Source organism: Pseudomonas sp. F01002, from assembly GCF_004402115.1.
In the GTDB taxonomy this organism is placed as follows: domain Bacteria; phylum Pseudomonadota; class Gammaproteobacteria; order Pseudomonadales; family Pseudomonadaceae; genus Aquipseudomonas; species Aquipseudomonas frigoris.
Genome location: NZ_SOPU01000080.1, coordinates 61,880 through 86,581 on the forward strand (window position 1 = coordinate 61,880; position 24,702 = coordinate 86,581).

35 protein-coding genes are annotated in these 24,702 nt (G+C 55.8%); 2 read left to right on the forward strand and 33 right to left on the reverse strand.

All coding sequences use genetic code 11. The features are described from left to right. Window positions 1-69: 69 nt before the first annotated feature. Window positions 70-2,274, forward strand: a complete 2,205-nt coding sequence (locus tag E3W21_RS29990) for an OsmC domain/YcaO domain-containing protein (protein ID WP_134423347.1) — start codon at window positions 70-72, stop codon at window positions 2,272-2,274. Window positions 2,275-2,339: 65 nt separating this feature from the next. Here the strand turns inward: E3W21_RS29990 and E3W21_RS29995 are convergent, their stop codons facing one another. Next, entirely contained in the window at window positions 2,340-2,870 is a 531-nt protein-coding gene (locus E3W21_RS29995; protein ID WP_134423349.1) for a single-stranded DNA-binding protein, read from the reverse strand. A gap of 9 nt (window positions 2,871-2,879) precedes the next feature. Then, window positions 2,880-4,277: an MFS transporter gene (locus E3W21_RS30000; protein ID WP_129440770.1), complete on the reverse strand. Its 1,398-nt coding sequence runs from the start codon at window positions 4,275-4,277 to the stop codon at window positions 2,880-2,882. 191 nt (window positions 4,278-4,468) lie between these two features. Between E3W21_RS30000 and uvrA the strand changes: the two genes are divergently transcribed. Beyond that, complete coding sequence (uvrA, locus tag E3W21_RS30005; protein WP_134423351.1) at window positions 4,469-7,303, forward strand: excinuclease ABC subunit UvrA; 2,835 nt, start codon at window positions 4,469-4,471, stop codon at window positions 7,301-7,303. Window positions 7,304-7,368: 65 nt separating this feature from the next. Here the strand turns inward: uvrA and bfr are convergent, their stop codons facing one another. The 31 genes from bfr to tuf all read right to left on the reverse strand — a co-directional run bounded on the left by bfr (window position 7,369) and on the right by tuf (window position 24,685). Further along, a complete protein-coding gene (bfr, locus tag E3W21_RS30010) occupies window positions 7,369-7,833 on the reverse strand; it encodes a bacterioferritin (protein ID WP_129440766.1) in 465 nt (154 codons plus the stop codon). A gap of 149 nt (window positions 7,834-7,982) precedes the next feature. After that, the gene (locus tag E3W21_RS30015; RefSeq protein WP_134423353.1) at window positions 7,983-9,437 is read right to left on the reverse strand and encodes a catalase; all 1,455 of its coding nucleotides are present in this window, start codon (window positions 9,435-9,437) and stop codon (window positions 7,983-7,985) included. A gap of 209 nt (window positions 9,438-9,646) precedes the next feature. Next, the gene (rplQ, locus tag E3W21_RS30020; protein WP_008145500.1) at window positions 9,647-10,033 is read right to left on the reverse strand and encodes a 50S ribosomal protein L17; all 387 of its coding nucleotides are present in this window, start codon (window positions 10,031-10,033) and stop codon (window positions 9,647-9,649) included. 42 nt (window positions 10,034-10,075) lie between these two features. Next, the gene (gene rpoA / locus E3W21_RS30025; RefSeq protein ID WP_003186012.1) at window positions 10,076-11,077 is read right to left on the reverse strand and encodes a DNA-directed RNA polymerase subunit alpha; all 1,002 of its coding nucleotides are present in this window, start codon (window positions 11,075-11,077) and stop codon (window positions 10,076-10,078) included. Between the two features lie 22 nt (window positions 11,078-11,099). Further along, a complete protein-coding gene (gene rpsD / locus E3W21_RS30030; RefSeq protein ID WP_003210056.1) occupies window positions 11,100-11,720 on the reverse strand; it encodes a 30S ribosomal protein S4 in 621 nt (206 codons plus the stop codon). 18 nt (window positions 11,721-11,738) lie between these two features. Next, the gene (rpsK, locus tag E3W21_RS30035) at window positions 11,739-12,128 is read right to left on the reverse strand and encodes a 30S ribosomal protein S11 (protein ID WP_002555466.1); all 390 of its coding nucleotides are present in this window, start codon (window positions 12,126-12,128) and stop codon (window positions 11,739-11,741) included. Window positions 12,129-12,158: 30 nt separating this feature from the next. Continuing rightward, window positions 12,159-12,515 (reverse strand): 30S ribosomal protein S13, encoded by a 357-nt coding sequence (rpsM, locus tag E3W21_RS30040; protein WP_003186020.1) that lies wholly within the window; start codon window positions 12,513-12,515, stop codon window positions 12,159-12,161. A 130-nt stretch (window positions 12,516-12,645) separates the two neighbouring features. Next, the gene (gene rpmJ / locus E3W21_RS30045) at window positions 12,646-12,762 is read right to left on the reverse strand and encodes a 50S ribosomal protein L36 (protein ID WP_002555468.1); all 117 of its coding nucleotides are present in this window, start codon (window positions 12,760-12,762) and stop codon (window positions 12,646-12,648) included. A 27-nt stretch (window positions 12,763-12,789) separates the two neighbouring features. Then, window positions 12,790-14,118 (reverse strand): preprotein translocase subunit SecY, encoded by a 1,329-nt coding sequence (gene secY / locus E3W21_RS30050; RefSeq protein ID WP_003228718.1) that lies wholly within the window; start codon window positions 14,116-14,118, stop codon window positions 12,790-12,792. Then, a complete protein-coding gene (gene rplO, locus E3W21_RS30055; protein ID WP_007896782.1) occupies window positions 14,119-14,556 on the reverse strand; it encodes a 50S ribosomal protein L15 in 438 nt (145 codons plus the stop codon). Between the two features lie 3 nt (window positions 14,557-14,559). Continuing rightward, entirely contained in the window at window positions 14,560-14,736 is a 177-nt protein-coding gene (gene rpmD / locus E3W21_RS30060) for a 50S ribosomal protein L30 (protein ID WP_003186033.1), read from the reverse strand. A gap of 2 nt (window positions 14,737-14,738) precedes the next feature. Beyond that, a complete protein-coding gene (gene rpsE, locus E3W21_RS30065; protein WP_007943782.1) occupies window positions 14,739-15,239 on the reverse strand; it encodes a 30S ribosomal protein S5 in 501 nt (166 codons plus the stop codon). Between the two features lie 3 nt (window positions 15,240-15,242). Next, on the reverse strand, window positions 15,243-15,593 hold the full coding sequence (gene rplR / locus E3W21_RS30070) for a 50S ribosomal protein L18 (RefSeq protein ID WP_003186037.1): 351 nt from the start codon (window positions 15,591-15,593) through the stop codon (window positions 15,243-15,245). A gap of 10 nt (window positions 15,594-15,603) precedes the next feature. Then, the gene (rplF, locus tag E3W21_RS30075) at window positions 15,604-16,137 is read right to left on the reverse strand and encodes a 50S ribosomal protein L6 (RefSeq protein WP_007896774.1); all 534 of its coding nucleotides are present in this window, start codon (window positions 16,135-16,137) and stop codon (window positions 15,604-15,606) included. 12 nt (window positions 16,138-16,149) lie between these two features. Then, the gene (rpsH, locus tag E3W21_RS30080; protein ID WP_003186040.1) at window positions 16,150-16,542 is read right to left on the reverse strand and encodes a 30S ribosomal protein S8; all 393 of its coding nucleotides are present in this window, start codon (window positions 16,540-16,542) and stop codon (window positions 16,150-16,152) included. 209 nt (window positions 16,543-16,751) lie between these two features. Then, entirely contained in the window at window positions 16,752-17,057 is a 306-nt protein-coding gene (gene rpsN / locus E3W21_RS30085; protein WP_003176414.1) for a 30S ribosomal protein S14, read from the reverse strand. A 13-nt stretch (window positions 17,058-17,070) separates the two neighbouring features. Further along, window positions 17,071-17,610, reverse strand: a complete 540-nt coding sequence (gene rplE / locus E3W21_RS30090) for a 50S ribosomal protein L5 (protein WP_003176415.1) — start codon at window positions 17,608-17,610, stop codon at window positions 17,071-17,073. A gap of 20 nt (window positions 17,611-17,630) precedes the next feature. Continuing rightward, window positions 17,631-17,945, reverse strand: coding sequence for a 50S ribosomal protein L24 (gene rplX / locus E3W21_RS30095; RefSeq protein ID WP_008145498.1), 315 nt, complete (start codon window positions 17,943-17,945; stop codon window positions 17,631-17,633). Window positions 17,946-17,956: 11 nt separating this feature from the next. Then, the gene (gene rplN / locus E3W21_RS30100) at window positions 17,957-18,325 is read right to left on the reverse strand and encodes a 50S ribosomal protein L14 (RefSeq protein WP_002555479.1); all 369 of its coding nucleotides are present in this window, start codon (window positions 18,323-18,325) and stop codon (window positions 17,957-17,959) included. Window positions 18,326-18,348: 23 nt separating this feature from the next. Continuing rightward, on the reverse strand, window positions 18,349-18,615 hold the full coding sequence (rpsQ, locus tag E3W21_RS30105; RefSeq protein WP_003176419.1) for a 30S ribosomal protein S17: 267 nt from the start codon (window positions 18,613-18,615) through the stop codon (window positions 18,349-18,351). Between the two features lie 2 nt (window positions 18,616-18,617). Further along, complete coding sequence (rpmC, locus tag E3W21_RS30110; RefSeq protein WP_008030901.1) at window positions 18,618-18,809, reverse strand: 50S ribosomal protein L29; 192 nt, start codon at window positions 18,807-18,809, stop codon at window positions 18,618-18,620. Beyond that, on the reverse strand, window positions 18,809-19,222 hold the full coding sequence (gene rplP / locus E3W21_RS30115; protein WP_008145497.1) for a 50S ribosomal protein L16: 414 nt from the start codon (window positions 19,220-19,222) through the stop codon (window positions 18,809-18,811). The genes rpmC and rplP overlap by 1 nt, the downstream gene beginning before the upstream one ends. A gap of 12 nt (window positions 19,223-19,234) precedes the next feature. After that, window positions 19,235-19,921: a 30S ribosomal protein S3 gene (gene rpsC, locus E3W21_RS30120; RefSeq protein ID WP_003176422.1), complete on the reverse strand. Its 687-nt coding sequence runs from the start codon at window positions 19,919-19,921 to the stop codon at window positions 19,235-19,237. A 13-nt stretch (window positions 19,922-19,934) separates the two neighbouring features. Continuing rightward, window positions 19,935-20,267, reverse strand: coding sequence for a 50S ribosomal protein L22 (gene rplV, locus E3W21_RS30125; RefSeq protein WP_003103908.1), 333 nt, complete (start codon window positions 20,265-20,267; stop codon window positions 19,935-19,937). A 13-nt stretch (window positions 20,268-20,280) separates the two neighbouring features. Further along, a complete protein-coding gene (gene rpsS / locus E3W21_RS30130) occupies window positions 20,281-20,556 on the reverse strand; it encodes a 30S ribosomal protein S19 (RefSeq protein ID WP_002555486.1) in 276 nt (91 codons plus the stop codon). A gap of 16 nt (window positions 20,557-20,572) precedes the next feature. Next, a complete protein-coding gene (gene rplB / locus E3W21_RS30135) occupies window positions 20,573-21,397 on the reverse strand; it encodes a 50S ribosomal protein L2 (protein WP_129440762.1) in 825 nt (274 codons plus the stop codon). Window positions 21,398-21,411: 14 nt separating this feature from the next. Beyond that, window positions 21,412-21,711: a 50S ribosomal protein L23 gene (gene rplW, locus E3W21_RS30140; protein ID WP_002555488.1), complete on the reverse strand. Its 300-nt coding sequence runs from the start codon at window positions 21,709-21,711 to the stop codon at window positions 21,412-21,414. Further along, window positions 21,708-22,310: a 50S ribosomal protein L4 gene (gene rplD, locus E3W21_RS30145; protein WP_007896707.1), complete on the reverse strand. Its 603-nt coding sequence runs from the start codon at window positions 22,308-22,310 to the stop codon at window positions 21,708-21,710. The genes rplW and rplD overlap by 4 nt, the downstream gene beginning before the upstream one ends. 12 nt (window positions 22,311-22,322) lie before the next feature. Continuing rightward, the gene (gene rplC / locus E3W21_RS30150; protein WP_003186059.1) at window positions 22,323-22,958 is read right to left on the reverse strand and encodes a 50S ribosomal protein L3; all 636 of its coding nucleotides are present in this window, start codon (window positions 22,956-22,958) and stop codon (window positions 22,323-22,325) included. An 80-nt stretch (window positions 22,959-23,038) separates the two neighbouring features. Further along, window positions 23,039-23,350, reverse strand: coding sequence for a 30S ribosomal protein S10 (gene rpsJ, locus E3W21_RS30155; RefSeq protein ID WP_003186070.1), 312 nt, complete (start codon window positions 23,348-23,350; stop codon window positions 23,039-23,041). A gap of 141 nt (window positions 23,351-23,491) precedes the next feature. Continuing rightward, entirely contained in the window at window positions 23,492-24,685 is a 1,194-nt protein-coding gene (gene tuf, locus E3W21_RS30160; RefSeq protein WP_134423355.1) for an elongation factor Tu, read from the reverse strand. Between the last annotated feature and the right edge of the window lie 17 nt (window positions 24,686-24,702).

Genomic DNA, 24,702 nt, shown 5'->3' on the forward strand with positions numbered 1-24,702 from the left:
CAAGACTTATGGCCGAAATGCCGGATAATGGCGACCAAATCGTCTAGCCCGTTATTCTGGTAATCCCCCATGGAAATCAAGGTCAACTTTCTCGACAACCTTCGACTTGAAGCCAAGTTCGACGACTTCACGGTGGTGGCCGATCAACCTATCCGCTACAAGGGCGATGGCTCGGCACCGGGTCCGTTCGACTACTTCCTGGCTTCGTCGGCGTTGTGCGCGGCTTATTTCGTGAAGCTGTACTGCGACACTCGCAGTATTCCCACCGAAAACATCCGCCTGTCGCAGAACAACATTGTTGACCCGGAAAACCGCTACAACCAGATTTTCAAGATCCAGGTCGAGTTGCCGGCGGATATTTCCGACAAGGACCGCCAGGGCATCCTGCGTTCCATCGACCGGTGTACCGTGAAAAAAGTGGTCCAGGCCGGGCCTGAGTTTGTGATCGAAGAGGTGGAAAACCTCGACGCCGATGCCCAAGCGTTGCTGATGCCTGCTTCTACCTCAGAGGCGAGCACGTATATTGCGGGCAAGGATCTGCCGCTGGAGCAGACCATCGCCAATATGTCGGCCATTCTAGCGGACCTGGGCATGAAGATTGAAATCGCCTCGTGGCGCAATATCGTTCCCAATGTGTGGTCGCTGCATATCCGCGATGCGCACTCGCCGATGTGTTTTACCAACGGCAAGGGCGCAACCAAGGAAGGCGCGCTGGCGTCGGCGTTGGGCGAGTTTATCGAGCGACTCAACTGCAACTTCTTCTACAACGATCAGTTCTGGGGCGAAGAGATCGCCAACGCGCCGTTTGTGCATTACCCGGACGAACGCTGGTTCAAGCCTGGCCGTAAAGATGAACTGCCGGCCGAAATCCTCGACGCGTACTGCCTGAAGATTTACAACCGCGACGGCGAGCTACGCGGTTCCCATCTGATCGATACCAACTCGGGCAATGAAGAGCGCGGCATCTGCTCGTTGCCGTACGTGCGCCAGTCGGACGGCGAGGTGGTGTACTTCCCGTCCAACCTGATTGAAAACCTGTTCCTGAGCAACGGCATGAGTGCCGGTAACACACTGGCCGAAGCCCAGGTGCAATGCCTGTCGGAGATCTTCGAGCGTGCGGTAAAACGCGAAATCATCGAAGGTGAATTTGCACTGCCGGATGTGCCCGCCGATGTGCTGGCGAAGTACCCCGGGATACTGGCCGGGATTCAGGCGCTGGAAGAGCAAGGGTTCCCCGTATTGGTGAAGGATGCGTCCCTGGGCGGTGAGTTCCCGGTGATGTGCGTCACATTGATGAACCCGCGTACCGGCGGTGTGTTCGCCTCGTTCGGCGCGCACCCGAGCCTGGAAGTGGCGCTGGAACGCAGCCTGACCGAATTGTTGCAGGGCCGCAGCTTCGAAGGCCTCAACGACCTGCCCCAGCCGACGTTTGAAGGCCATGCGGTGACCGAGCCGAATAACTTCGTCGAGCACTTCATCGATTCCAGCGGCGTGGTGTCGTGGCGCTTCTTCAGCTCCAAGTCCGATTACGAATTCGTGGAGTGGGACTTCTCCGGCCAGGGTGAAAACTCGAATGCCGAAGAAGCCGCGACCTTGTTCGGCATTCTCGAAGGCATGGGCAAGGAAGTGTACATGGCGGTCTACGAGCATATCGGCGCGACGGCATGCCGCATCCTGGTGCCGGACTATTCGGAAATCTATCCCGTGGACGACCTGATCTGGGATAACACCAACAAAGCGCTTTTCTTCCGCGCCGATATCCTGAACCTGCATCGCCTGGACGACAACGAACTGCAAGCGCTGGTTGAGCGCCTGGTGGAAAGTGAGCTGGACGACTACACCGACATCACCAGCCTGATCGGCATCGAATTTGACGACAATACGGCGTGGGGTCAGCTGACGATTCTTGAGTTGAAGCTGCTGATTTATCTCGCCTTGCAGCAATATGAAGAGGCGAAAGAGGCGGTAGAAATGTTCCTGCAGTACAACGACAACACGGTTGAGCGTGGTTTGTTCTACCAGGCCGTCAATGTGGTGCTGGAGATGAAGCTGGACGAAGACCTGGAACTGGAAGACTACGAGGCCAATTTCCGCCGGATGTTTGGCAACGAGCGCACGGATGCAGCGATCGGATCGGTGGACGGCAGCGTGCGTTTCCATGGCTTGACGCCGACCAGCTTGAAACTGGAGGGGCTCGACAAGCACCTGCGGTTGATCGACAGCTACAAGAAACTGCACTCGGCACGGGCCAATGTGACCGCGTTATCCAGTTAATAGCGCCAACAAAAAAGCGAAGCCAGATGGCTTCGCTTTTTTGTTACTGACTGGATAGCTGCTTTTTAGAACGGGATATCGTCATCAAAGCTGTCGAAATCCGGAGCCGGTTGCGGAGCAGCCTGCTGTGGAGCCGGAGCCGGACGCGACTGTTGCGGTGCCGATGACTGCTGTGGACGCGGAGCCTGCTGGCGTGGAGCCGGGGCGGACTGCTGGTAGTTATTGCCCCCGCCTTGTTGGTCGCCCTGCTGTGGACGGCCGCCCAGCAGTTGCATGGTGCCTTGCATGTCGACCACGATTTCAGTGGTGTAACGCTTGATACCGTCTTTTTCCCACTCGCGGGTCTGCAGCTTGCCTTCGATGTAGACCTGCGAACCTTTACGCAGGTACTCGCCGGCGATCTCGGCAACTTTGCCGAACATCGACACACGGTGCCATTCGGTCTTCTCGACCTTCTGACCGGTTTGCTTGTCAGTCCACTGTTCGCTGGTCGCCAGACTCAGGTTGGTCACGGCGTTACCGTTAGGCAAGTAGCGAACTTCGGGATCCTGGCCGCAAGTGCCGACCAATATGACTTTGTTAACCCCACGGGCCATAACGTTCTCCTAGGCTACGCACGCTGCCCCGGCCGGGTTGTTCACCAGGCGCTCAAGGGTGGTGCGATCCAATAGTTCTGTGTCCAATTTGATGTAAATCGCCGCTTCATCTTCGACGATCACTGCATCTGTTACCCCTACGACGGCCTTCAGGCGCTCGACCAGACCCGCTTCGCGGATCGCCTCAGGCGACAACGGCAAGCGCAGGCTCGTCACGTAGGGAGGTTCGCGCATGGTAACAGCAAAGGCCAGCCAGAGGGCAGCCAGACCGGCGCATCCAAGGAACACAACCGACAGACCGCCATGCTGGAACAACCAGCCGCCGAGGATGCCGCCCAGTGCAGAACCGAGGAACTGGCTGGTGGAATAAACCCCCATCGCCGTGCCCTTGCCGCCCGCCGGTGAAACCTTGCTGATCAGCGATGGCAACGAAGCTTCCAGCAAGTTGAACGCGGTAAAGAACACCACCGTCCCGATCACCAGAGCCCGCAAGCTATCGCCGAACTGCCAGAAGAATAGCTCAGTGAGCATCAGCGTCGCGACGGCGCCGAGTAAAACTCGTTTCATTTTGCGTTTCTTCTCGCCGTAGATGATGAACGGGATCATGGCGAAGAAGGAAATCAGCAGCGCGGTCAGGTAGACCCACCAGTGCTGCTCTTTAGGCAGCCCGGCTTTTTCGACCAGCGCCAAAGGCAACGCAACGAAGCTCGACATCAACATCGCGTGTAACACAAAAATGCCCAGGTCCAGACGCAGCAAGTCTGGATGCTTGAGCGTCGGTATCAGTGCCTGGCGCGCAACGCCGGACTCGCGGTGCTGCAACGGCCCGGTTGAGCGCGGCACCATGAACATCACGATCACGATGCCGAACAGCGCCATGCCACCCGTGGCGAGGAACAACCCGGACAGGCCAAAGGCGCGGGTCAGCAACGGTCCTACAACCATCGCGACAGCGAACGACAGACCGATCGTCATGCCGATCATGGCCATGGCTTTGGTCCGATGCTGTTCGCGGGTCAGGTCTGACAGCAACGCCATCACCGCCGCAGAAATCGCCCCGGCGCCTTGCAGGATTCGTCCGGCGATCACGCCCCAGATCGAGTCGGCATTAGCCGCCAGTACGCTACCGAGGGCGAAGACGACCAGCCCCAGGTAAATCACCGGGCGACGGCCGATACGGTCGGAAATAAAGCCGAAAGGAATCTGGAAGATCGCCTGGGTCAGGCCGTAAGCGCCAATCGCCAGCCCGATGAGGGCCGGGGTCGCGCCTGCCAGATCCATCCCATAGGTCGCCAGAACCGGCAACACCATGAACATGCCAAGCATACGGAAGGCGAACACCAGGGCCAGACCGCTTGCTGCTCGGGTCTCACTGCCACTCATGCGTTCGCTGTGGGGATCGTGCATGGAAAAACCTCATGTGAACCGGCGGCGATTCTACCAGTCCCATCGATTGACAGGGTATATCGCGACGCTTTGACGCGCTCTGCTGACAGACTCTTCATGTAAGGCTGCAACCCGCTCATTCGATAGTGTGCATCCATCCAGTATTTGGCCGTATACTCCTACGTTTTCGACGCCCGCCGAGCGAGGCCACTTTGGACAAGATCCTGATTCGTGGGGCCCGAACCCACAACCTGAAGAACATCGACCTGACCCTGCCCAGGGACAAACTGATCGTCATCACCGGCCTGTCCGGCTCCGGAAAATCATCTCTGGCATTCGACACGCTGTACGCCGAAGGCCAGCGCCGCTACGTCGAATCGCTGTCGGCCTACGCTCGGCAATTTTTGTCGATGATGGAAAAACCTGACGTCGACACCATCGAAGGTTTGTCGCCAGCCATTTCCATCGAGCAGAAATCGACCTCGCACAACCCGCGTTCGACGGTCGGCACCATCACCGAAATCTACGATTATCTGCGCCTGCTTTACGCTCGCGTGGGTATTCCGCGCTGCCCGGATCACGACATTCCGCTGGAAGCCCAGACCGTCAGCCAGATGGTCGACCTGGTCCTCGCCCAACCGGAGGGCAGCAAGCTTATGCTGTTAGCGCCGGTGATCCGCGAGCGTAAAGGCGAACACCTTTCGGTTTTCGAAGAACTGCGCGCCCAAGGCTTTGTGCGGGCCCGGGTCAACGGCCGGCTCTGCGAGCTGGACGAATTGCCGAAGCTGGATAAGCAGAAGAAGCACTCGATCGATGTGGTGGTCGACCGTTTCAAGGTGCGCGCCGACCTACAGCAGCGCCTGGCCGAGTCGTTCGAGACCGCTTTAAAGCTCGCGGACGGCATCGCCCTGGTTGCGCCGATGGACGACGAGCCCGGCGAAGAAATCATCTTCTCCTCGCGCTTCGCCTGCCCGATCTGCGGTCATGCCATCAGCGAACTGGAACCCAAGCTGTTCTCCTTCAACAACCCTGCCGGCGCTTGCCCGACGTGCGATGGCCTGGGGGTGAAGCAGTTCTTCGACATCAAGCGATTGGTCAATGGCGAACTGACGCTGGCCGAGGGCGCGATTCGTGGCTGGGACCGGCGCAACGTCTATTACTTCCAGATGCTCGGGTCGCTGGCCTCGCACTACAAGTTCAGTCTGGAGGTGCCGTTCAACGAACTGCCGGCCGATCAGCAGAAATTCATCTTGCACGGCAGCGGTTCGCAGAACGTCGACTTCAAATACCTGAACGACCGTGGCGACATCGTCAAACGTTCGCACCCGTTCGAAGGCATCGTGCCGAATCTGGAACGTCGCTACCGTGAAACCGAGTCCGCCTCGGTGCGTGAAGAGCTGGCCAAGTTCCTCAGCACCCAGCCTTGCCCGGATTGCCGCGGTACTCGCCTGCGTCGTGAGGCGCGGCATGTGTGGGTTGGCGAGAAGACGCTGCCGGCGGTGACCAATCTGCCGATTGGCGATGCCTGTGAATATTTCGGCGTGCTGAAACTCACCGGCCGCCGTGGCGAAATTGCTGACAAGATTCTCAAGGAAATTCGCGAGCGACTGCAGTTCCTGGTCAACGTTGGCCTCGATTATCTGTCGCTCGATCGCAGTGCGGACACATTGTCTGGCGGTGAAGCTCAGCGGATTCGTCTGGCCAGTCAGATCGGCGCGGGCCTGGTAGGGGTTCTGTACATCCTCGACGAGCCGTCGATTGGCTTGCACCAACGGGACAACGATCGGCTGCTCGGTACGCTCAAGCACCTGCGGGACATCGGTAATACGGTGATTGTGGTCGAGCACGACGAAGATGCGATTCGCCTGGCTGACTACGTGGTGGATATCGGCCCGGGTGCGGGTGTACACGGTGGGCATATCGTTGCCGAAGGTACGCCGGCCGAAGTCATGGCTCATCCTGATTCGTTGACCGGCAAATACCTGTCGGGTCGGGTGAAGATTGCCGTTCCGGCCAAACGCACACCGCGCAACAAGAAGTTGTCGCTGTCCCTCAAGGGTGCACGCGGCAACAACTTGCGCGATGTCGATCTGGACATTCCGATCGGCCTGCTGACCTGCGTGACCGGCGTGTCCGGCTCGGGCAAGTCGACGCTGATCAACAACACCCTGTTCCCGCTTAGCGCTACGGCGTTGAACGGAGCGACGACACTCGAAGCGGCTGCCCACGACAGCATCAAAGGCCTGGAGCATCTGGATAAGGTTGTCGACATCGATCAGAGCCCGATCGGTCGAACGCCACGCTCCAACCCGGCGACCTACACCGGATTGTTTACACCGATTCGCGAACTGTTCGCCGGTGTGCCGGAGTCCCGCTCCCGCGGTTATGGTCCTGGACGATTCTCCTTCAACGTGAAGGGCGGACGTTGCGAAGCGTGTCAGGGCGATGGCTTGATCAAGGTGGAAATGCACTTCCTGCCGGACATCTATGTTCCGTGCGACGTCTGCAAGAGCAAGCGCTACAACCGCGAGACTCTGGAGATCAAGTACAAGGGCAAGAGCATCCACGAAACCCTCGAGATGACGATCGAGGAAGCGCGGGTGTTCTTCGACGCGGTTCCGGCCTTGGCGCGCAAGCTTCAGACGCTGATGGATGTCGGCCTGTCGTACATCAAGCTCGGGCAGTCAGCGACCACGCTGTCGGGTGGTGAAGCCCAACGGGTCAAGCTGTCCCGCGAACTGTCCAAGCGCGACACCGGCAAGACGCTGTATATCCTCGATGAGCCGACAACTGGCCTGCACTTCGCGGATATTCAGCAGCTGCTCGACGTACTGCATCGATTGCGCGACCACGGCAACACCGTGGTGGTGATCGAGCACAATCTGGATGTGATCAAGACGGCCGACTGGCTGGTGGACTTGGGGCCGGAAGGCGGTTCCAAGGGCGGCCAGATCATTGCAGTCGGTACGCCGGAAGAAGTGTCCGAGATGAAGCAATCTCACACGGGCTTCTACCTCAAGCCGCTACTGGCTCGCGACAAAGCCTGAATCAGGCCCACGAAAAAGCCCCTGTCACTTCATCGGTGACAGGGGCTTTTTTGTAGCCGGCGGAATCAGAACTGCGATTGCAGGTAATTCTCCAGACCGATCAACTTGATCAGACCCAACTGCTTCTCGAGCCAGTAGGTGTGATCCTCTTCGGTGTCGTTCAGCTGAATACGCAGCATCTCGCGGCTGACGTAGTCCTTGTGCAGCTCGCAGAGCTCGATGCCCTTGCAGAGTGCGGCGCGGACTTTGTATTCCAGACGCAGGTCCGCGGCGAGCATGTCAGGCACTGTGGTGCCGACGTCCAGGTCGTCCGGACGCATGCGCGGAGTGCCTTCGAGCATTAGAATCCGGCGCATCAGGGCGTCAGCGTGCTGCGCCTCTTCGTCCATTTCGTGGTTGATACGTTCGTAGAGCTCGGTAAAACCCCAGTCCTCGTACATCCGCGAATGGATGAAATATTGATCACGAGCCGCCAGTTCGCCGGTCAGCAACGTGTTGAGGTAATCGATTACGTCTGGGTGGCCTTGCATCGCCCTACATCTCCCTGCTTGAAAGTCTGTAGTTTGAACCAAGCAGACTGTTTGGTCACTCTGCTTGCGCGATAAAAGCGAAGATATCCTGAGAAAATTGGTTTAAATAACGCAAAAACCGCCAAAATGAGGGCGGTTCTGCTTCTCGTTTAGACTTCGTTAAGCTGTACGCCCAACGCCGTTGCGATCGCTTCTCCGTACGCCGGGTCGGCCCTGAAGAAATGCTGTAATTGACGATCAATCACGTCGCTGGAAACCCCTGCCATCGCGCCGGCAATGTTGTTGATCAGCAGCGTTTTCTGCGCATCGCTCATCAGACGGAACAGTGCACCCGCGTGGCTGTAGTAGTCAGTATCTTCGCGATGATCGTGACGATCAGCTGCACCACTCAGCGCCAGCGCTGGTTCTGCATAGCGAGGCGCTTGTTTCGGCGAGTCAATGTAGCTGTTCGGCTCGTAGTTAGGTGTCGCACCGCCATTGCTGCCAAACGCCATCGAACCGTCGCGCTGATAGCTGTTCACCGGACTGCGAGGCGCGTTCACCGGCAATTGCTGGTGGTTAGTGCCAATACGGTAGCGGTGAGCATCGGCGTAAGCGAACACTCGCCCTTGCAGCATGCGGTCAGGCGACAAACCGACACCAGGGACCATATTGCTCGGACCGAAAGCGGCTTGCTCGACTTCAGCAAAATAGTTCTGCGGGTTGCGGTTAAGCTCCAATTCGCCCACTTCGATCAGCGGAAACTCTTTCTGCGACCAGGCCTTGGTCACGTCGAACGGGTTCTCGTAGTGCGCTGCGGCCTGAGCCTCACTCATGATCTGGATGCACACGCGCCATTTCGGAAAATCACCGCGCTCGATCGCGCCGAACAGATCACGCTGTGCGTAATCTGGATCGGTACCAGCCAGGCGCGCCGCTTCTGCTGGCGCCAGGTTTTTGATCCCTTGCTTGGTCTTGTAGTGCCATTTCACCCAGTGACGTTCGCCATTGGCGTTGATCAGGCTGTAGGTGTGGCTGCCGAAGCCGTGCATGTGACGGTAGCCATCGGGGATGCCGCGGTCCGAGAACAGAATAGTGACCTGATGCAACGCCTCAGGTGAGTGCGACCAGAAGTCCCACATCATTTGTGCGCTTTTCAGATTGCTTTGTGGAAGACGTTTCTGGGTGTGAATAAAGTCCGGGAATTTCAAAGGATCGCGGATGAAGAACACTGGCGTGTTGTTGCCGACGATGTCCCAGTTGCCTTCTTCGGTGTAGAACTTCAGAGCAAAACCACGTGGATCGCGCTCGGTGTCGGCCGAACCACGCTCACCACCCACGGTGGAAAACCGCAGGAAGGTTGGGGTTTGCTTGCCGACAGACTCAAACAGTTTGGCGCTTGTGTACTCGGTGATGTCCCGAGTTACGCTGAACGTACCGTAAGCACCCGAACCTTTGGCGTGCACACGGCGCTCAGGAATGTTTTCACGGTTGAAGTGGGCAAGCTTCTCGATCAGGTGAAAGTCGTCGAGCAGCAGCGGGCCACGAGGGCCGGCGGAGCGGGAATTCTGGTTGTCGGCGACAGGAGCGCCACTGGCGGTGGTAAGTGTTCTATTTTGGCTCATGCGATGTCTTCCTCTGTCTGTCTTTCCTACTGCCGGCTAATCGGCTGAGAGGGAGTATTGACCATCAACATGACACCATCAAATTCATTAAGTTGTGAGAATCGATAGATAAATACTAATGAAACTGTATCACCTAGTCCTCTCGATACTTTTCGAGCGCTCACAAAAAACCGGGCACTAGGCCCGGTTCTTCGTTTCAGACTGACGTCTTACTCAGCGGATACAGCTTCACCACCGGCAGGACGATCAACCAACTCGACGTACGCCATAGGCGCGTTGTCGCCAGTGCGGAAACCGCACTTGAGGATGCGCAGGTAGCCACCCTCACGGGTAGCGTAACGCTTGCCCAGGTCGTTGAAGAGCTTACCAACGATAGCTTTCGAACGAGTACGGTCGAAAGCCAGACGGCGGTTAGCCAGGCTGTCTGTCTTGGCCAAAGTGATCAGCGGCTCAGCAACGCGACGCAGTTCTTTAGCTTTCGGCAGTGTAGTTTTGATCAGCTCGTGCTCGAACAGCGACACTGCCATGTTTTGAAACATGGCCTTGCGGTGCGAGCTAGTGCGGCTCAGGTGACGACCACTTTTACGATGACGCATGGTTCATTCCTTACCAAACACAACGTTCGGTGATTACGACGATCAGGCAGTCGCCTTGTCGTCCTTCTTAAGACTTGCAGGCGGCCAGTTGTCGAGGCGCATGCCGAGGGACAGACCGCGGGAGGCCAGAACGTCCTTGATTTCAGTCAAGGATTTCTTGCCAAGGTTCGGAGTCTTCAACAGCTCTACTTCGGTACGCTGAATCAGGTCACCGATGTAGTAGATGTTTTCCGCCTTAAGGCAGTTAGCCGAACGTACAGTCAGTTCCAGATCGTCAACCGGGCGAAGCAGGATCGGATCGATCTCGTCTTCCTGCTCAACAACCACTGGCTCGCTGTCACCTTTGAGGTCGACGAACGCAGCCAACTGCTGTTGCAGAATGGTTGCAGCGCGGCGAATAGCCTCTTCAGGGTCCAGAGTACCGTTGGTTTCCAGATCAATAACCAGCTTGTCCAGGTTAGTACGCTGTTCGACACGGGCGTTTTCCACCACGTATGCGATACGGCGAACCGGGCTGAACGAAGAGTCAAGCTGCAAGCGACCGATGCTGCGGCTTTCGTCTTCATCGCTCTGACGCGAGTCTGCCGGTTCATAACCACGACCACGAGCTACGGTGAGCTTCATGTTCAGGGCGCCGTTAGACGCCAGGTTAGCGATTACGTGATCGGGGTTAACGATCTCGACATCATGATCCAGCTGAATATCGGCAGCGGTAACCACCCCCGAACCCTTCTTCGACAAGGTCAGCGTAACTTCGTCACGGCCGTGCAGCTTGATAGCCAGACCTTTAAGGTTCAACAGGATTTCAATTACGTCTTCCTGTACACCTTCGATGGCGCTGTACTCATGGAGCACACCGTCAATCTCGGCCTCGACTACTGCGCAGCCGGGCATTGAGGACAACAGGATGCGGCGCAGCGCGTTGCCCAGGGTGTGGCCAAAACCACGCTCGAGAGGCTCGAGAGTGATCTTGGCGCGGGTTGGACTGACAACCTGCACATCAATATGGCGGGGTGTCAGGAACTCATTTACCGAAATCTGCATGGATGCACCTATTTTCTAGCCCTTACTTGGAGTAGAGCTCGACAATCAGGCTTTCGTTGATGTCGGCGGACAGATCACTGCGAGCAGGAACGTTCTTGAAAACGCCCGACTTCTTCTCAGTGTCTACTTCTACCCATTCTACGCGGCCACGTTGGGCACACAGATCGAGAGCTTGGACAATGCGAAGTTGGTTCTTTGCTTTCTCGCGAATCGCGACCACGTCACCAGCACGAACCTGGTACGACGGCACGTTTACGGTCTGACCGTTAACGCTTACGGATTTGTGCGATACCAGCTGACGGGATTCGGCACGAGTAGAGCCAAAACCCATACGGTATACAACGTTGTCCAGACGGCATTCGAGCAGTTGCAACAGGTTTTCGCCAGTTGCGCCTTTCTTGCCAGCAGCTTCTTTGTAGTAGCCGCTGAATTGACGCTCGAGAACGCCGTAGATACGACGGACCTTCTGCTTTTCACGCAGTTGGGTGCCGTAATCGGACTGGCGACCGCGGCGTTGGCCGTGGATACCAGGTGCTGCTTCAATGTTGCACTTCGATTCGATCGCGCGCACGCCGCTCTTCAAGAAGAGATCGGTGCCTTCGCGACGAGCGAGTTTGCATTTTGGACCAATGTAACGAGCCATTCTTTACAATCTCCTGGATTACACGCGGCGCTTCTTCGGCGGACGGCACCCGTTGTGCGGGATTGGCGTCACGTCGGTGATGCTGGCGATCTTGTAGCCACAGCCGTTCAAAGCGCGGACTGCAGATTCACGACCTGGACCTGGACCTTTGACGTTAACGTCGAGGTTTTTCAGGCCGTATTCCAGCGCAGCTTGACCAGCACGTTCAGCAGCTACTTGAGCAGCAAACGGGGTGGACTTGCGGGAACCGCGGAAACCCGAACCACCGGAGGTAGCCCAGGAAAGAGCGTTGCCTTGACGGTCGGTGATGGTCACGATTGTGTTGTTAAAAGATGCATGGATGTGGGCGATGCCATCAACCACTGTCTTTTTAACTTTTTTACGAGGACGAGCAGCAGGTTTAGCCATGATTAATTTCCTGTCGATTCGCTGGGGCGATTACTTGCGGATCGGCTTACGCGGACCTTTACGGGTACGCGCGTTAGTCTTGGTACGCTGACCGCGCACTGGAAGACCACGACGATGACGCAGACCGCGATAGCAACCGAGGTCCATCAAACGCTTGATTTTCATGTTGATTTCGCGACGCAGGTCACCTTCAGTGGTGAACTTCGCCACTTCGCCACGCAGCTGTTCAATCTGCTCGTCGCTCAGATCTTTGATCTTTGCGGCTGGGTTTACCCCAGTCACTGCACAGATCTTCTGTGCAGTAGTGCGACCAACACCATAGATGTAGGTCAGCGAGATAACAGTATGCTTGTTATCTGGAATGTTAACGCCTGCAATACGGGCCATTCAGTGGGACTCCAATTGACAGCTACCTACGCCCCGGAAGCCAAGAAATAGGGCGCGAGATAATATCGCTGTAATAACAAATAATCAACCCGGCAGCGCACTAGCTGCCGGGCTTGAAGCACAATCACACTCAGCCTTGGCGCTGTTTGTGACGCGGTTCCGCGCTGCAAATTACTCGAACAACACCTTCGCGGCGAATAATCTTGCAGTTACGGCACAGCTTTTTCACCGATGCACGAACTTTCATCACCAACTCCTCGAACCTTATGGGTACTCAGCGCAACATGCCGCTGCCGTAACCCTTCAGGTTGGCTTTCTTCATCAGGGATTCGTACTGGTGCGAAACGAGGTGCGATTGTACTTGGGACATGAAGTCCATCACAACCACGACGACGATCAGCAACGAGGTCCCGCCAAGGTAGAACGGTACGTTTGCTGCAACCACCAGGAACTGGGGCAGCAAGCACACGGCCGTCATGTAAAGAGCACCGAACATGGTCAAACGAGTCAGAACGCCATCAATGTAGCGCGCAGACTGCTCGCCTGGACGGATGCCCGGAATAAAGGCACCGGACTTCTTCAGGTTTTCCGCTACGTCTTTCGGATTGAACATCAACGCCGTATAGAAGAAGCAGAAGAAAATAATCCCTGCACTAAACAGCAGAATATTCAACGGCTGACCAGGAGCGATCGACTGCGAGATGTCCTGCAACCAGCCCATACCTTCAGACTGGCCGAACCAGGCACCCAACGAAGCCGGGAACAGCAAAATGCTGCTCGCGAAAATGGCCGGAATAACACCGGCCATGTTCACCTTCAGCGGCAAGTGGCTAGTCTGCGCAGCGAAGACCTTGCGGCCCTGCTGACGCTTGGCGTAGTGAACAGCAATACGACGCTGACCACGCTCAATGAACACCACAAAACCGATAATCGCTACTGCCAGCAAACCGATGGCAACCAGGGCGAAGATGTTGATATCACCCTGACGTGCAGACTCGAAAGACTGCCCGATCGCTCTCGGAAGACCGGCGACGATACCCGAAAAAATCAACATCGAGATACCGTTGCCAACACCACGCTCAGTAATCTGCTCACCCAGCCACATCATGAACATCGCACCAGCCACAAAAGTGGATACCGCGACGAAATGGAAGCCAAAGTCACCAGTGAACGCAACGCCCTGCCCTGCCAGACCAATGGACATGCCAATTGCCTGAACGAGAGCGAGAACGACAGTGCCGTAGCGGGTGTACTGGCTGATCTTGCGACGGCCAGCTTCACCTTCCTTCTTCAACTGCTCCAACTGCGGGCTGACGGCGGTCATCAGCTGCATGATGATCGATGCCGAAATGTACGGCATGATCCCCAGTGCAAAGATGCTCATCCGTTCCAGCGCGCCGCCGGAAAACATGTTGAACAAGCTAAGAATGGTCCCCTCATTCTGTCGAAACAGGTCCGCGAGTCGGTCCGGGTTGATACCTGGAACCGGGATGTGTGCGCCTATTCGGTAGACGATAATCGCCAGGAACAGAAAACGCAGACGAGCCCAGAGTTCAGACATACCGCCTTTGCCGAGCGCAGAGAGAGCACCTTGCTTAGCCATTTATTCCTCGAACTTGCCGCCAGCTGCTTCGATAGCCGCACGCGCACCTTTGGTGGCGCCGATTCCCTTTCCGATGGTAACAGCGCGAGTAACTTCGCCGGACAGCATGATTTTCACACGCTGTACGTTGACGTTGATCACGTTGGCATCTTTCAGGGACTGCACGGTGACGATGTCGCCTTCCACTTTAGCCAGCTCGGACAGACGCACTTCTGCGCGGTCCATGGCTTTCAGGGAAACGAAACCGAACTTCGGCAGGCGACGATGCAGCGGCTGTTGACCGCCTTCAAAGCCTGGAGCAATGGTGCCACCGGAGCGGGAGGACTGACCTTTGTGGCCACGGCCACCGGTCTTGCCCAAACCACTACCGATACCACGGCCCGGACGATGCTTTTCGCGACGGGAACCCGGCGCTGGACTCAGATCATTGAGTTTCATCGATTAACCCTCGACACGCAGCATGTAGTAAGCCTTGTTGATCATCCCGCGATTCTCGGGAGTATCAAGTACTTCTACAGTGTGACCGATGCGACGCAGACCCAGACCCTTAACGCACAGTTTGTGGTTAGGGATACGGCCGGTCATGCTTTTGATCAGCGTAACTTTAACGGTAGCCATGATCAGAAGATCTCCTTGACGCTTTTGCCACGCTTGGCGGCAATGGATTCAGGAGACTGCATAGCTTTCAAACCTTTGAAAGTGGCGTGAACCACGTTTACCGGGTTAGTCGAGCCGTAGCACTTGGCCAGAACGTTCTGAACGCCAGCAACTTCGAGGACAGCACGCATAGCGCCGCCAGCGATGATACCGGTACCTTCAGAAGCAGGCTGCATGTACACCTTCGAAGCGCCGTGACCGGACTTCATTGCGTACTGCAGAGTGGTGCCGTTCAGATCAACTTGGATCATGTTGCGGCGAGCAGCTTCCATTGCCTTCTGGATCGCAGCAGGCACTTCACGTGACTTGCCACGGCCGAAGCCAACACGCCCTTTACCATCACCAACCACGGTCAACGCGGTGAAAGTGAAGATACGGCCGCCTTTTACGGTTTTGGCTACGCGGTTAACTTGAACCAGCTTCTCAATGTAGCCTTCGTCGCGCTTTTGGTCGTTATTTGACATAACTTAGAACTCCAGCCCAGCTTCACGAGCAGCATCAGCCAGCGCCTTGACGCGGCCGTGGTACTTGAAGCCAGAGCGGTCGAAAGCCACCTGCGAGACGCCAGCGGCTTTAGCACGCGTAGCGACCAGCTGGCCAACCTTAGTGGCCGCGTCGATGTTGCCAGTGGCGCCATCACGCAGTTCTTTATCCAAAGTCGAGGCAGATGCCAGGACTTTGTTGCCGTCGGCCGAAATGACCTGGGCGTAGATGTGCTGCGACGAGCGGAACACGCAGAGACGCACGACTTCGAGTTCGTGCATTTTCAGGCGTGCTTTGCGAGCGCGACGCAGTCGAGTAACTTTTTTGTCGGTCATTTGCTATGCCCTACTTCTTCTTGGCTTCTTTACGACGGACGACTTCGTCCGCGTAGCGCACACCTTTGCCTTTGTACGGCTCTGGTGGACGGAAGTCGCGGATCTCGGCGGCCACTTGACCTACCAGCTGCTTATCGATACCCCGAATCAGGATGTCGGTTTGGCTAGGAGTCTCAGCGGTGATGCCTTCCGGCAGTTCATAATCCACTGGGTGCGAGAAGCCAAGAGCCAGGTTCAGCACTGTGCCTTTTGCTTGCGCTTTATAACCAACACCGACCAGCTGGAGCTTACGCTCGAAGCCTTGGCTTACGCCTTGGACCATGTTGTTTACCAACGCACGAGTGGTACCAGCCATTGCGCGAGTTTGTTGATCGCCATTGCGAGCAGCGAAACGCAGCTCACCAGCTTCTTCAACGATCTCAACAGACGAATGGATGTTCAGTTCGAGAGTGCCCTTGGCACCCTTCACCGAAAGCTGTTGGCCTGCGAATTTTACTTCGACACCGGCTGGCAGCTTAACGGGGTTCTTAGCGACGCGTGACATGCTTATCCCCCCTTAGAACACAGTGCAAAGAACTTCGCCGCCGACACCGGCAGCGCGCGCAGCACGATCCGTCATCACACCTTTGTTGGTGGAGACGATAGACACACCGAGACCGCCACGAACTTTGGGCAGATCATCGACGGACTTGTACTGACGCAGGCCTGGACGGCTAACGCGCTTCACTTCCTCGATGACCGGACGGCCTTCGAAGTACTTCAGCTCGATGGACAGCAGTGGTTTGATTTCGCTGCTGATCTGATAACCCGCAATGTAACCTTCGTCCTTCAGGACTTTGGCAACAGCTACCTTCAAAGTAGAAGATGGCATGCTTACGACGGACTTTTCAGCCATCTGGGCATTACGGATTCGAGTTAGCATGTCCGCTAACGGGTCCTGCATACTCATGGGCTAGACGCTCCTAATACAAAAAAATTAGCCTTGCGGCTACTACTTGTCGCCGAGCTCATCCATGCGAAAAAAGCACGGGCTCAGGCGAGCCGGGTATTCTAGACACACCCCACAAATGAATCAAGCCCCAAAAGGGGCTTGATTCAAGTTCAAGGTCACCGGCGGTCAGGATCTTGCGATCCCGAACACCGAGACTTTGACAGTGCTTACCAGCTGGCTTTAACCAGACCAGGTACGTCGCCACGCATTGCAGCTTCACGCAGTTTGTTACGGCCGAGGCCGAACTTGCGGTAAACGCCGTGTGGACGACCGGTCAGGCGGCAGCGGTTACGCATGCGCGAAGCGCTTGCGTCACGTGGCTGCTTCTGCAGAGCTACTGTAGCTTCCCAACGCGCTTCTGGACTTGCGTTCAGATCAACGATGATAGCTTTCAGTGCTGCACGCTTTTTGGCGTACTTGGCAACCGTGAGCTGACGCTTCAGCTCGCGGTTTTTCATGCTCATCTTGGCCATTTTCCTACTCCAATCAGTTGCGGAACGGGAATTTGAAAGCACGCAACAGGGCGCGACCTTCATCATCGTTCTTGGCAGTGGTGGTCAGGGTAATGTCCAGACCGCGGAGAGCATCGATCTTGTCGTAGTCGATTTCCGGGAAGATGATCTGCTCTTTAACGCCCATGCTGTAGTTGCCACGACCATCGAAGGACTTGGCATTCAGGCCGCGGAAGTCGCGAACCCGAGGCAGGGAGATCGACAGCAGACGATCCAGGAACTCGTACATACGCTCACGGCGCAGGGTCACTTTGACGCCGATCGGCCAACCTTCACGGACTTTAAAGCCAGCGATGGATTTCCGAGCGTAAGTCACAACAACTTTCTGACCGGTGATCTTTTCCAGGTCGGCAACAGCGTGCTCGATGACTTTTTTGTCACCGACCGCTTCGCCCAGACCCATGTTCAGGGTGATTTTGGTAACGCGTGGAACTTCCATCACATTCGAAAGCTTAAGTTCTTCCTTAAGCTTCGGTGCGATTTCCTTCCAGTAAATCTCTTTTAGTCGTGCCATGGTCTTCTACCTAGCAGTGTTCAAGCATCAACCGCTTTTTGGGTCGACTTGAAGACACGAATTTTCTTGCCGTCTTCTACTTTGAAACCAACGCGGTCAGCCTTGTTGGTTTCGCCGTTGAAAATGGCGACGTTAGAAGCGTCCAGTGGAGCTTCTTTTTCGACGATACCGCCTTGTACGCCCGACGCCGGGTTAGGCTTGGTATGACGCTTAACCAGGTTCAGACCACCAATAACCAGACGGTTATTAGCGAGAACCTTAAGCACCTTACCGCGCTTACCTTTGTCTTTGCCGGCGATCACGATGATCTCGTCGTCACGACGAATCTTTTGCATGTCGGATCTCCTTACAGCACTTCTGGGGCGAGCGAGACGATCTTCATGAACTTCTCAGTACGAAGTTCACGAGTCACTGGCCCAAAGATACGGGTGCCGATCGGCTCTTGCTTATTGTTCAGAAGAACAGCAGCGTTGCCATCAAAGCGGATAATGGAGCCATCAGCACGACGTACGCCGTGACGAGTGCGGACTACAACAGCAGTCATCACTTGGCCTTTTTTCACTTTACCGCGAGGAATTGCTTCCTTCACGGTAACTTTGATGATGTCACCGATACCAGCGTAACGACGATGGGAGCCACCCAGCACCTTGATGCACATAACACGGCGAGCGCCGCTGTTATCGGCCACATCGAGCATGGATTGAGTCTGAATCATATAATTTCTCCGACCCCTAGTCCTTAGACTTCCACAGCGCGTTCGAGAACATCAACCAATGCCCAAGACTTGGTCTTGGCCAGCGGACGAGTTTCACGAATAGTGACTTTGTCGCCGATGTGGCACTGGTTGGTTTCGTCGTGCGCGTGCAGCTTAGTCGAACGCTTAACGTATTTACCGTAGATCGGGTGCTTAACGCGACGCTCGATCAGAACGGTGATGGTCTTGTCCATTTTGTCGCTGACAACACGGCCAGTCAGCGTACGGACGGTTTTTTCGGCTTCAGCCATGATTACTTACCTGCCTGCTGTTTGAGCACAGTCTTCACGCGAGCGATGTCACGCTTAACTTGCCGGAGCAGGTGAGACTGCCCCAACTGGCCAGTTGCTTTCTGCATGCGCAGATTGAACTGGTCGCGCAGCAGGCCGAGCAGTTGCTCGTTAAGCTGCGGCGCGTCTTTTTCACGAAGTTCGTTCGCTTTCATCACATCACCGTCCGTTTAACGAAGGCAGTGGCGAGCGGCAGCTTTGCAGCAGCCAAGGCAAAAGCCTCACGCGCCAGCTCTTCAGTAACACCCTCGATTTCATACAGGACTTTGCCTGGCTGAATCTGGGCAACCCAGTACTCCACACTACCCTTACCTTTACCCATCCGAACTTCGAGTGGCTTTTTGGAAATAGGCTTGTCCGGGAATACACGGATCCAGATCTTGCCGCCACGTTTAACGTGACGGGTCAGAGCACGACGCGCTGACTCGATCTGACGAGCGGTGAGACGACCACGAGCTACAGACTTCAGCGCGAACTCGCCGAAGCTGACTTTGCTACCGCGCTGTGCCAGACCACGGTTGTGGCCTGTCATCTGCTTGCGGAACTTCGTACGCTTTGGTTGCAACATTTGGCGTACCCCTTACTTAGCAGCTTTTTTACGAGGCGCTGGTGCTTGTGGTTTCAGTTCTTCTTGGCGACCACCAATTACTTCGCCTTTGAAGATCCAAACCTTTACACCGATCACACCGTAAGTGGTGTGAGCTTCGTAGTTGGCATAGTCGATGTCGGCACGCAGGGTGTGCAGTGGCACACGACCTTCGCGATACCATTCAGTACGTGCGATTTCAGCACCGCCGAGACGACCGCTCACTTGGATTTTGATGCCTTTGGCACCAATGCGCATGGCGTTCTGTACAGCGCGCTTCATAGCGCGACGGAACATTACGCGACGCTCCAGCTGCTGAGCTACGCTCTGCGCAACCAACATACCGTCGAGTTCCGGCTTGCGGATTTCTTCGATATTGATGTGCACAGGCACACCCATTTGTTTGGTCAGGTCCTGACGCAGTTTCTCAACATCTTCACCTTTCTTCCCGATAACGATACCTGGACGAGCGGTGTGGATGGTGATACGTGCAGTTTGAGCCGGACGATGGATATCGATACGGCTTACGGACGCGCTTTTTAGTTTGTCTTGGAGATACTCACGCACCTTCAGATCAGCGAACAAATAGTCCGCATAAGTCCGACCGTCTGCGTACCAGACGGAGGTGTGCTCCTTGACGATTCCCAGGCGAATGCCAATGGGATGTACTTTCTGACCCATCTCTTCGACTCCGTTACTTGTCAGCAACCTTGACAGTGATATGGCAAGACCGCTTGACGATGCGATCAGCACGGCCTTTGGCACGTGGCATGATTCGCTTCAGCGAACGCCCTTCGTTGACGAAAACGGTGCTGACCTTAAGGTCATCAACGTCTGCGCCTTCGTTATGCTCGGCGTTGGCTACGGCCGACTCCAGCACTTTCTTCATGATCTCGGCGGCTTTCTTACTGCTGAAAGCCAACAGGTTGAGCGCTTCGCCCACCTTCTTCCCGCGGATCTGGTCGGCGACCAAGCGGGCTTTCTGGGCGGAGATTCGAGCGCCCGACAACTTAGCGGCTACTTCCATCGTTCCTTACCCCTTAACGCTTGGCTTTCTTGTCTGCCACGTGCCCACGATATGTGCGGGTACCGGCAAACTCGCCTAGTTTGTGGCCGACCATGTCTTCGTTCACGAGAACTGGAACATGTTGACGACCGTTATGCACAGCAATGGTCAAACCGACCATTTGTGGCAGGATCATGGAACGGCGCGACCAGGTCTTAACTGGTTTGCGATCGTTCTTTTCCGCCGCCACTTCGATCTTCTTCAGTAGGTGAAGATCAATAAAAGGACCTTTTTTCAGAGAACGTGGCACTGTCGTATCCCTCTATTTACTTGCGACGACGGACGATCATTTTGTCGGTACGCTTATTACCACGAGTCTTCGCGCCCTTAGTCGGGAAGCCCCATGGCGATACCGGATGACGACCACCAGAGGTACGACCTTCACCACCACCATGTGGGTGGTCAACCGGGTTCATGGCAACACCACGAACGGTTGGGCGAACGCCACGCCAGCGTTTGGCACCAGCTTTACCCAGCGAACGCAGGCTGTGCTCGGAGTTCGAGACTTCACCCAAGGTCGCGCGGCATTCAGCCAGCACTTTACGCATCTCACCAGAACGCAGACGCAGGGTCACGTAGACACCTTCACGAGCGACCAGCTGAGCCGAAGCACCAGCGGAACGAGCGATTTGCGCGCCTTTACCTGGCTTCAATTCGATGCCGTGTACGGTGCTACCAACTGGAATGTTACGCAGTTGCAGAGCGTTGCCCGGCTTGATCGGTGCCAAAGCACCTGCGATCAGCTGGTCACCAGCACTCACGCCTTTAGGGGCGATGATGTAGCGACGCTCGCCATCTGCGTACAGCAGCAGAGCGATGTGAGCAGTACGGTTTGGATCGTATTCAATACGCTCGACAGTGGCAGAGATGCCATCTTTGTCGTTGCGACGGAAATCGACCAGACGATAATGCTGCTTATGGCCACCACCGATGTGACGAGTGGTAATACGACCATTGTTGTTACGACCACCAGTCTTCGATTTTTTCTCGAGCAGCGGTGCGTGAGGAGCGCCTTTATGCAGCTCCTGGTTGACCACCTTGACCACAAAACGGCGGCCAGGGGAAGTCGGTTTGCATTTAACGATTGCCATGATGCACCCCTTCCTTACTCAGCACTGCTGCTGAAATCGAGATCTTGGCCTGGCTGAAGGGAGATAACTGCCTTCTTCCAGTCATTACGCTTGCCCAGACCGCGAGCAGTGCGCTTGCTCTTACCCAGAACATTCAGGGTAGTAACACGCTCTACTTTCACGCTGAACAGGCTTTCGACGGCCTTCTTGATTTCCAGCTTGGTTGCGTCAGTTGCAACCTTGAAAACGAACTGGCCTTTCTTGTCAGCCAGAACCGTAGCCTTTTCGGAAACGTGCGGGCCAAGCAGAACTTTAAATACGCGTTCCTGGTTCATCCCAGCAGCTCCTCGAATTTCTTCACGGCCGACACGGTGATCAACACCTTGTCGTATGCGATCAGACTAACTGGATCGGAACCTTGCACGTCACGCACATCAACGTGTGGCAGGTTACGAGCAGCCAGGTACAGGTTCTGATCAACCACTTCAGACACGATCAAGACGTCAGTCAGGCCCATGCCGGTCAGTTTGTTCAGCAGATCTTTGGTCTTCGGTGCATCAACAGCGAAGTCCTGAACCACAACCAGACGATCAGTACGCACCAGCTCAGCAAGGATGGAACGCATTGCTGCGCGATACATCTTCTTGTTCAGCTTCTGGGTGTGATCCTGAGGACGAGCTGCGAAAGTGGTACCGCCGCCACGCCAGATTGGGCTACGGATAGTACCGGCACGAGCACGGCCAGTACCTTTCTGACGCCATGGGCGCTTACCGCCACCACGAACGTCGGAACGGGTCTTTTGCTGCTTGCTACCTTGACGGCCGCCGGCCATGTAGGCCACGACTGCTTGGTGAACCAGCGTCTCGTTGAATTCGCCGCCAAATGTCAGTTCGGAAACTTCGATCGCTTGAGCGTCATTTACATTTAATTGCATGTCAGCTTCCCCTTAACCGCGAGCCTTGGCTGCTGGACGTACAACCAAGTTGCCGCCAGTAGCGCCAGGAACAGCGCCCTTGACCAACAACAGATTGCGTTCAGCGTCCACGCGCACTACTTCGAGGGACTGCACGGTCACGCGCTCAGCGCCCATATGACCGGACATTTTTTTGCCCTTGAATACACGACCAGGAGTCTGGCACTGGCCGATAGAGCCTGGAACGCGGTGGGATACGGAGTTACCGTGGGTATTATCTTGCCCGCGGAAATTCCAACGCTTGATCGTACCCTGGAAGCCTTTACCTTTGGACTGACCGGTTACATCAACCAGTTGACCAGCGGCGAAGATTTCAGCGTTGATCAGATCGCCGGCCTGGTACTCGCCTTCTTCAAGACGGAATTCCATTACGGTACGACCAGCGGCAACGTTCGCTTTAGCGAAGTGGCCAGCTTGAGCAGCTGTAACACGCGAAGCACGACGCTCGCCTACAGTGACTTGCACTGCACGATAGCCATCGGTCTCTTCAGTTTTGAACTGGGTGACGCGATTCGGTTCGATCTCAATGACCGTGACCGGAATGGAGACACCTTCTTCGGTGAAAATACGGGTCATACCGCATTTACGACCGACTACACCAATAGTCATGTTGTAAACCTCATGAGTGTACGGGGCTTTCACCCGCTATGGCCGCCCATTTCAGAGCGTTACACGACTAAGACCGAGTCTTAGCCGAGGCTGATCTGCACTTCCACACCGGCCGCAAGATCAAGCTTCATAAGCGCATCAACGGTTTTATCCGTCGGCTGGACGATGTCCAGAACGCGCTTATGAGTACGGATCTCGTACTGGTCACGCGCGTCTTTGTTGACGTGCGGGGAGACCAGAACGGTGAACCGCTCTTTACGGGTAGGCAGTGGAATTGGACCACGCACTTGAGCACCAGTACGTTTCGCGGTTTCCACGATTTCCTGGGTGGATTGGTCGATCAGGCGATGGTCAAAAGCCTTCAACCTGATACGGATTTGCTGATTTTGCATTGGATTTCAGACTCCGGCTGCTATTCCCAGCGAGCGCAATACGCCCGTTAAAAGGAGGCGCAATTCTATAGACGGGCTTCTACAGTGTCAACCCAATAAAAAAGCCCCCGCTAGGCGGGGGCTTTTTCAAGTCATCACTTATTAAGCGATGATTTTGGCTACGACGCCAGCGCCGACGGTACGACCGCCTTCACGAATAGCGAAACGCAGACCATCTTCCATTGCGATGGTTTTGATCAGGGTGACAACCATTTTGATGTTGTCGCCCGGCATTACCATTTCAACGCCTTCCGGCAGCTCGCAGTTACCGGTCACGTCAGTGGTCCGGAAGTAGAACTGTGGACGGTAGCCTTTGAAGAACGGAGTGTGGCGACCGCCTTCTTCTTTGCTCAACACGTACACTTCAGCTTCGAAGGTAGTGTGCGGCTTAACCGAACCTGGCTTGACCAGAACCTGGCCACGCTCAACGTCGTCACGCTTGGTGCCGCGCAGCAGCACGCCGCAGTTCTCGCCAGCACGACCTTCGTCGAGCAGCTTACGGAACATTTCAACGCCGGTGCAGGTGGTGACAACAGTGTCACGCAGACCAACGATTTCCAGCGAATCCTGAACCTTGACGATACCGCGCTCGATACGGCCAGTTACAACAGTACCGCGACCGGAGATCGAGAATACGTCTTCGATTGGCATCAGGAACGGCTTGTCGATAACACGAACTGGATCTGGAATGTAGCTGTCCAGAGTCTCAACCAGTTTACGAACGGCAGTGGTGCCCATTTCGTTGTCGTCTTGGCCGTTCAGAGCCATCAGAGCGGAACCGATGATGATCGGAGTGTCGTCGCCCGGGAAGTCGTAAGTGCTCAGCAGATCGCGCACTTCCATCTCAACCAGTTCCAGCAGCTCAGCGTCGTCAACCATGTCAGCCTTGTTCAGGAAGACAACGATGTACGGAACGCCAACCTGACGGGACAGCAGGATGTGCTCGCGGGTCTGAGGCATCGGACCATCAGCGGCCGAGCAAACCAGGATAGCGCCGTCCATCTGAGCAGCACCGGTGATCATGTTCTTCACATAGTCAGCGTGACCTGGGCAGTCAACGTGAGCGTAGTGACGGATCAGCGAGTTGTATTCAACGTGTGCGGTGTTGATGGTGATACCACGAGCCTTTTCTTCCGGTGCGCTGTCGATTTTGTCGAAAGCAACAGCGGCCGAACCGAAAACTTCGGAGCAGACGCGAGTCAGAGCAGCAGTCAGCGTGGTTTTACCGTGGTCAACGTGACCGATAGTGCCAACGTTAACGTGCGGGAGGTCACGTACAAATTTTTCTTTAGCCACGACAATTAACTCCTTGC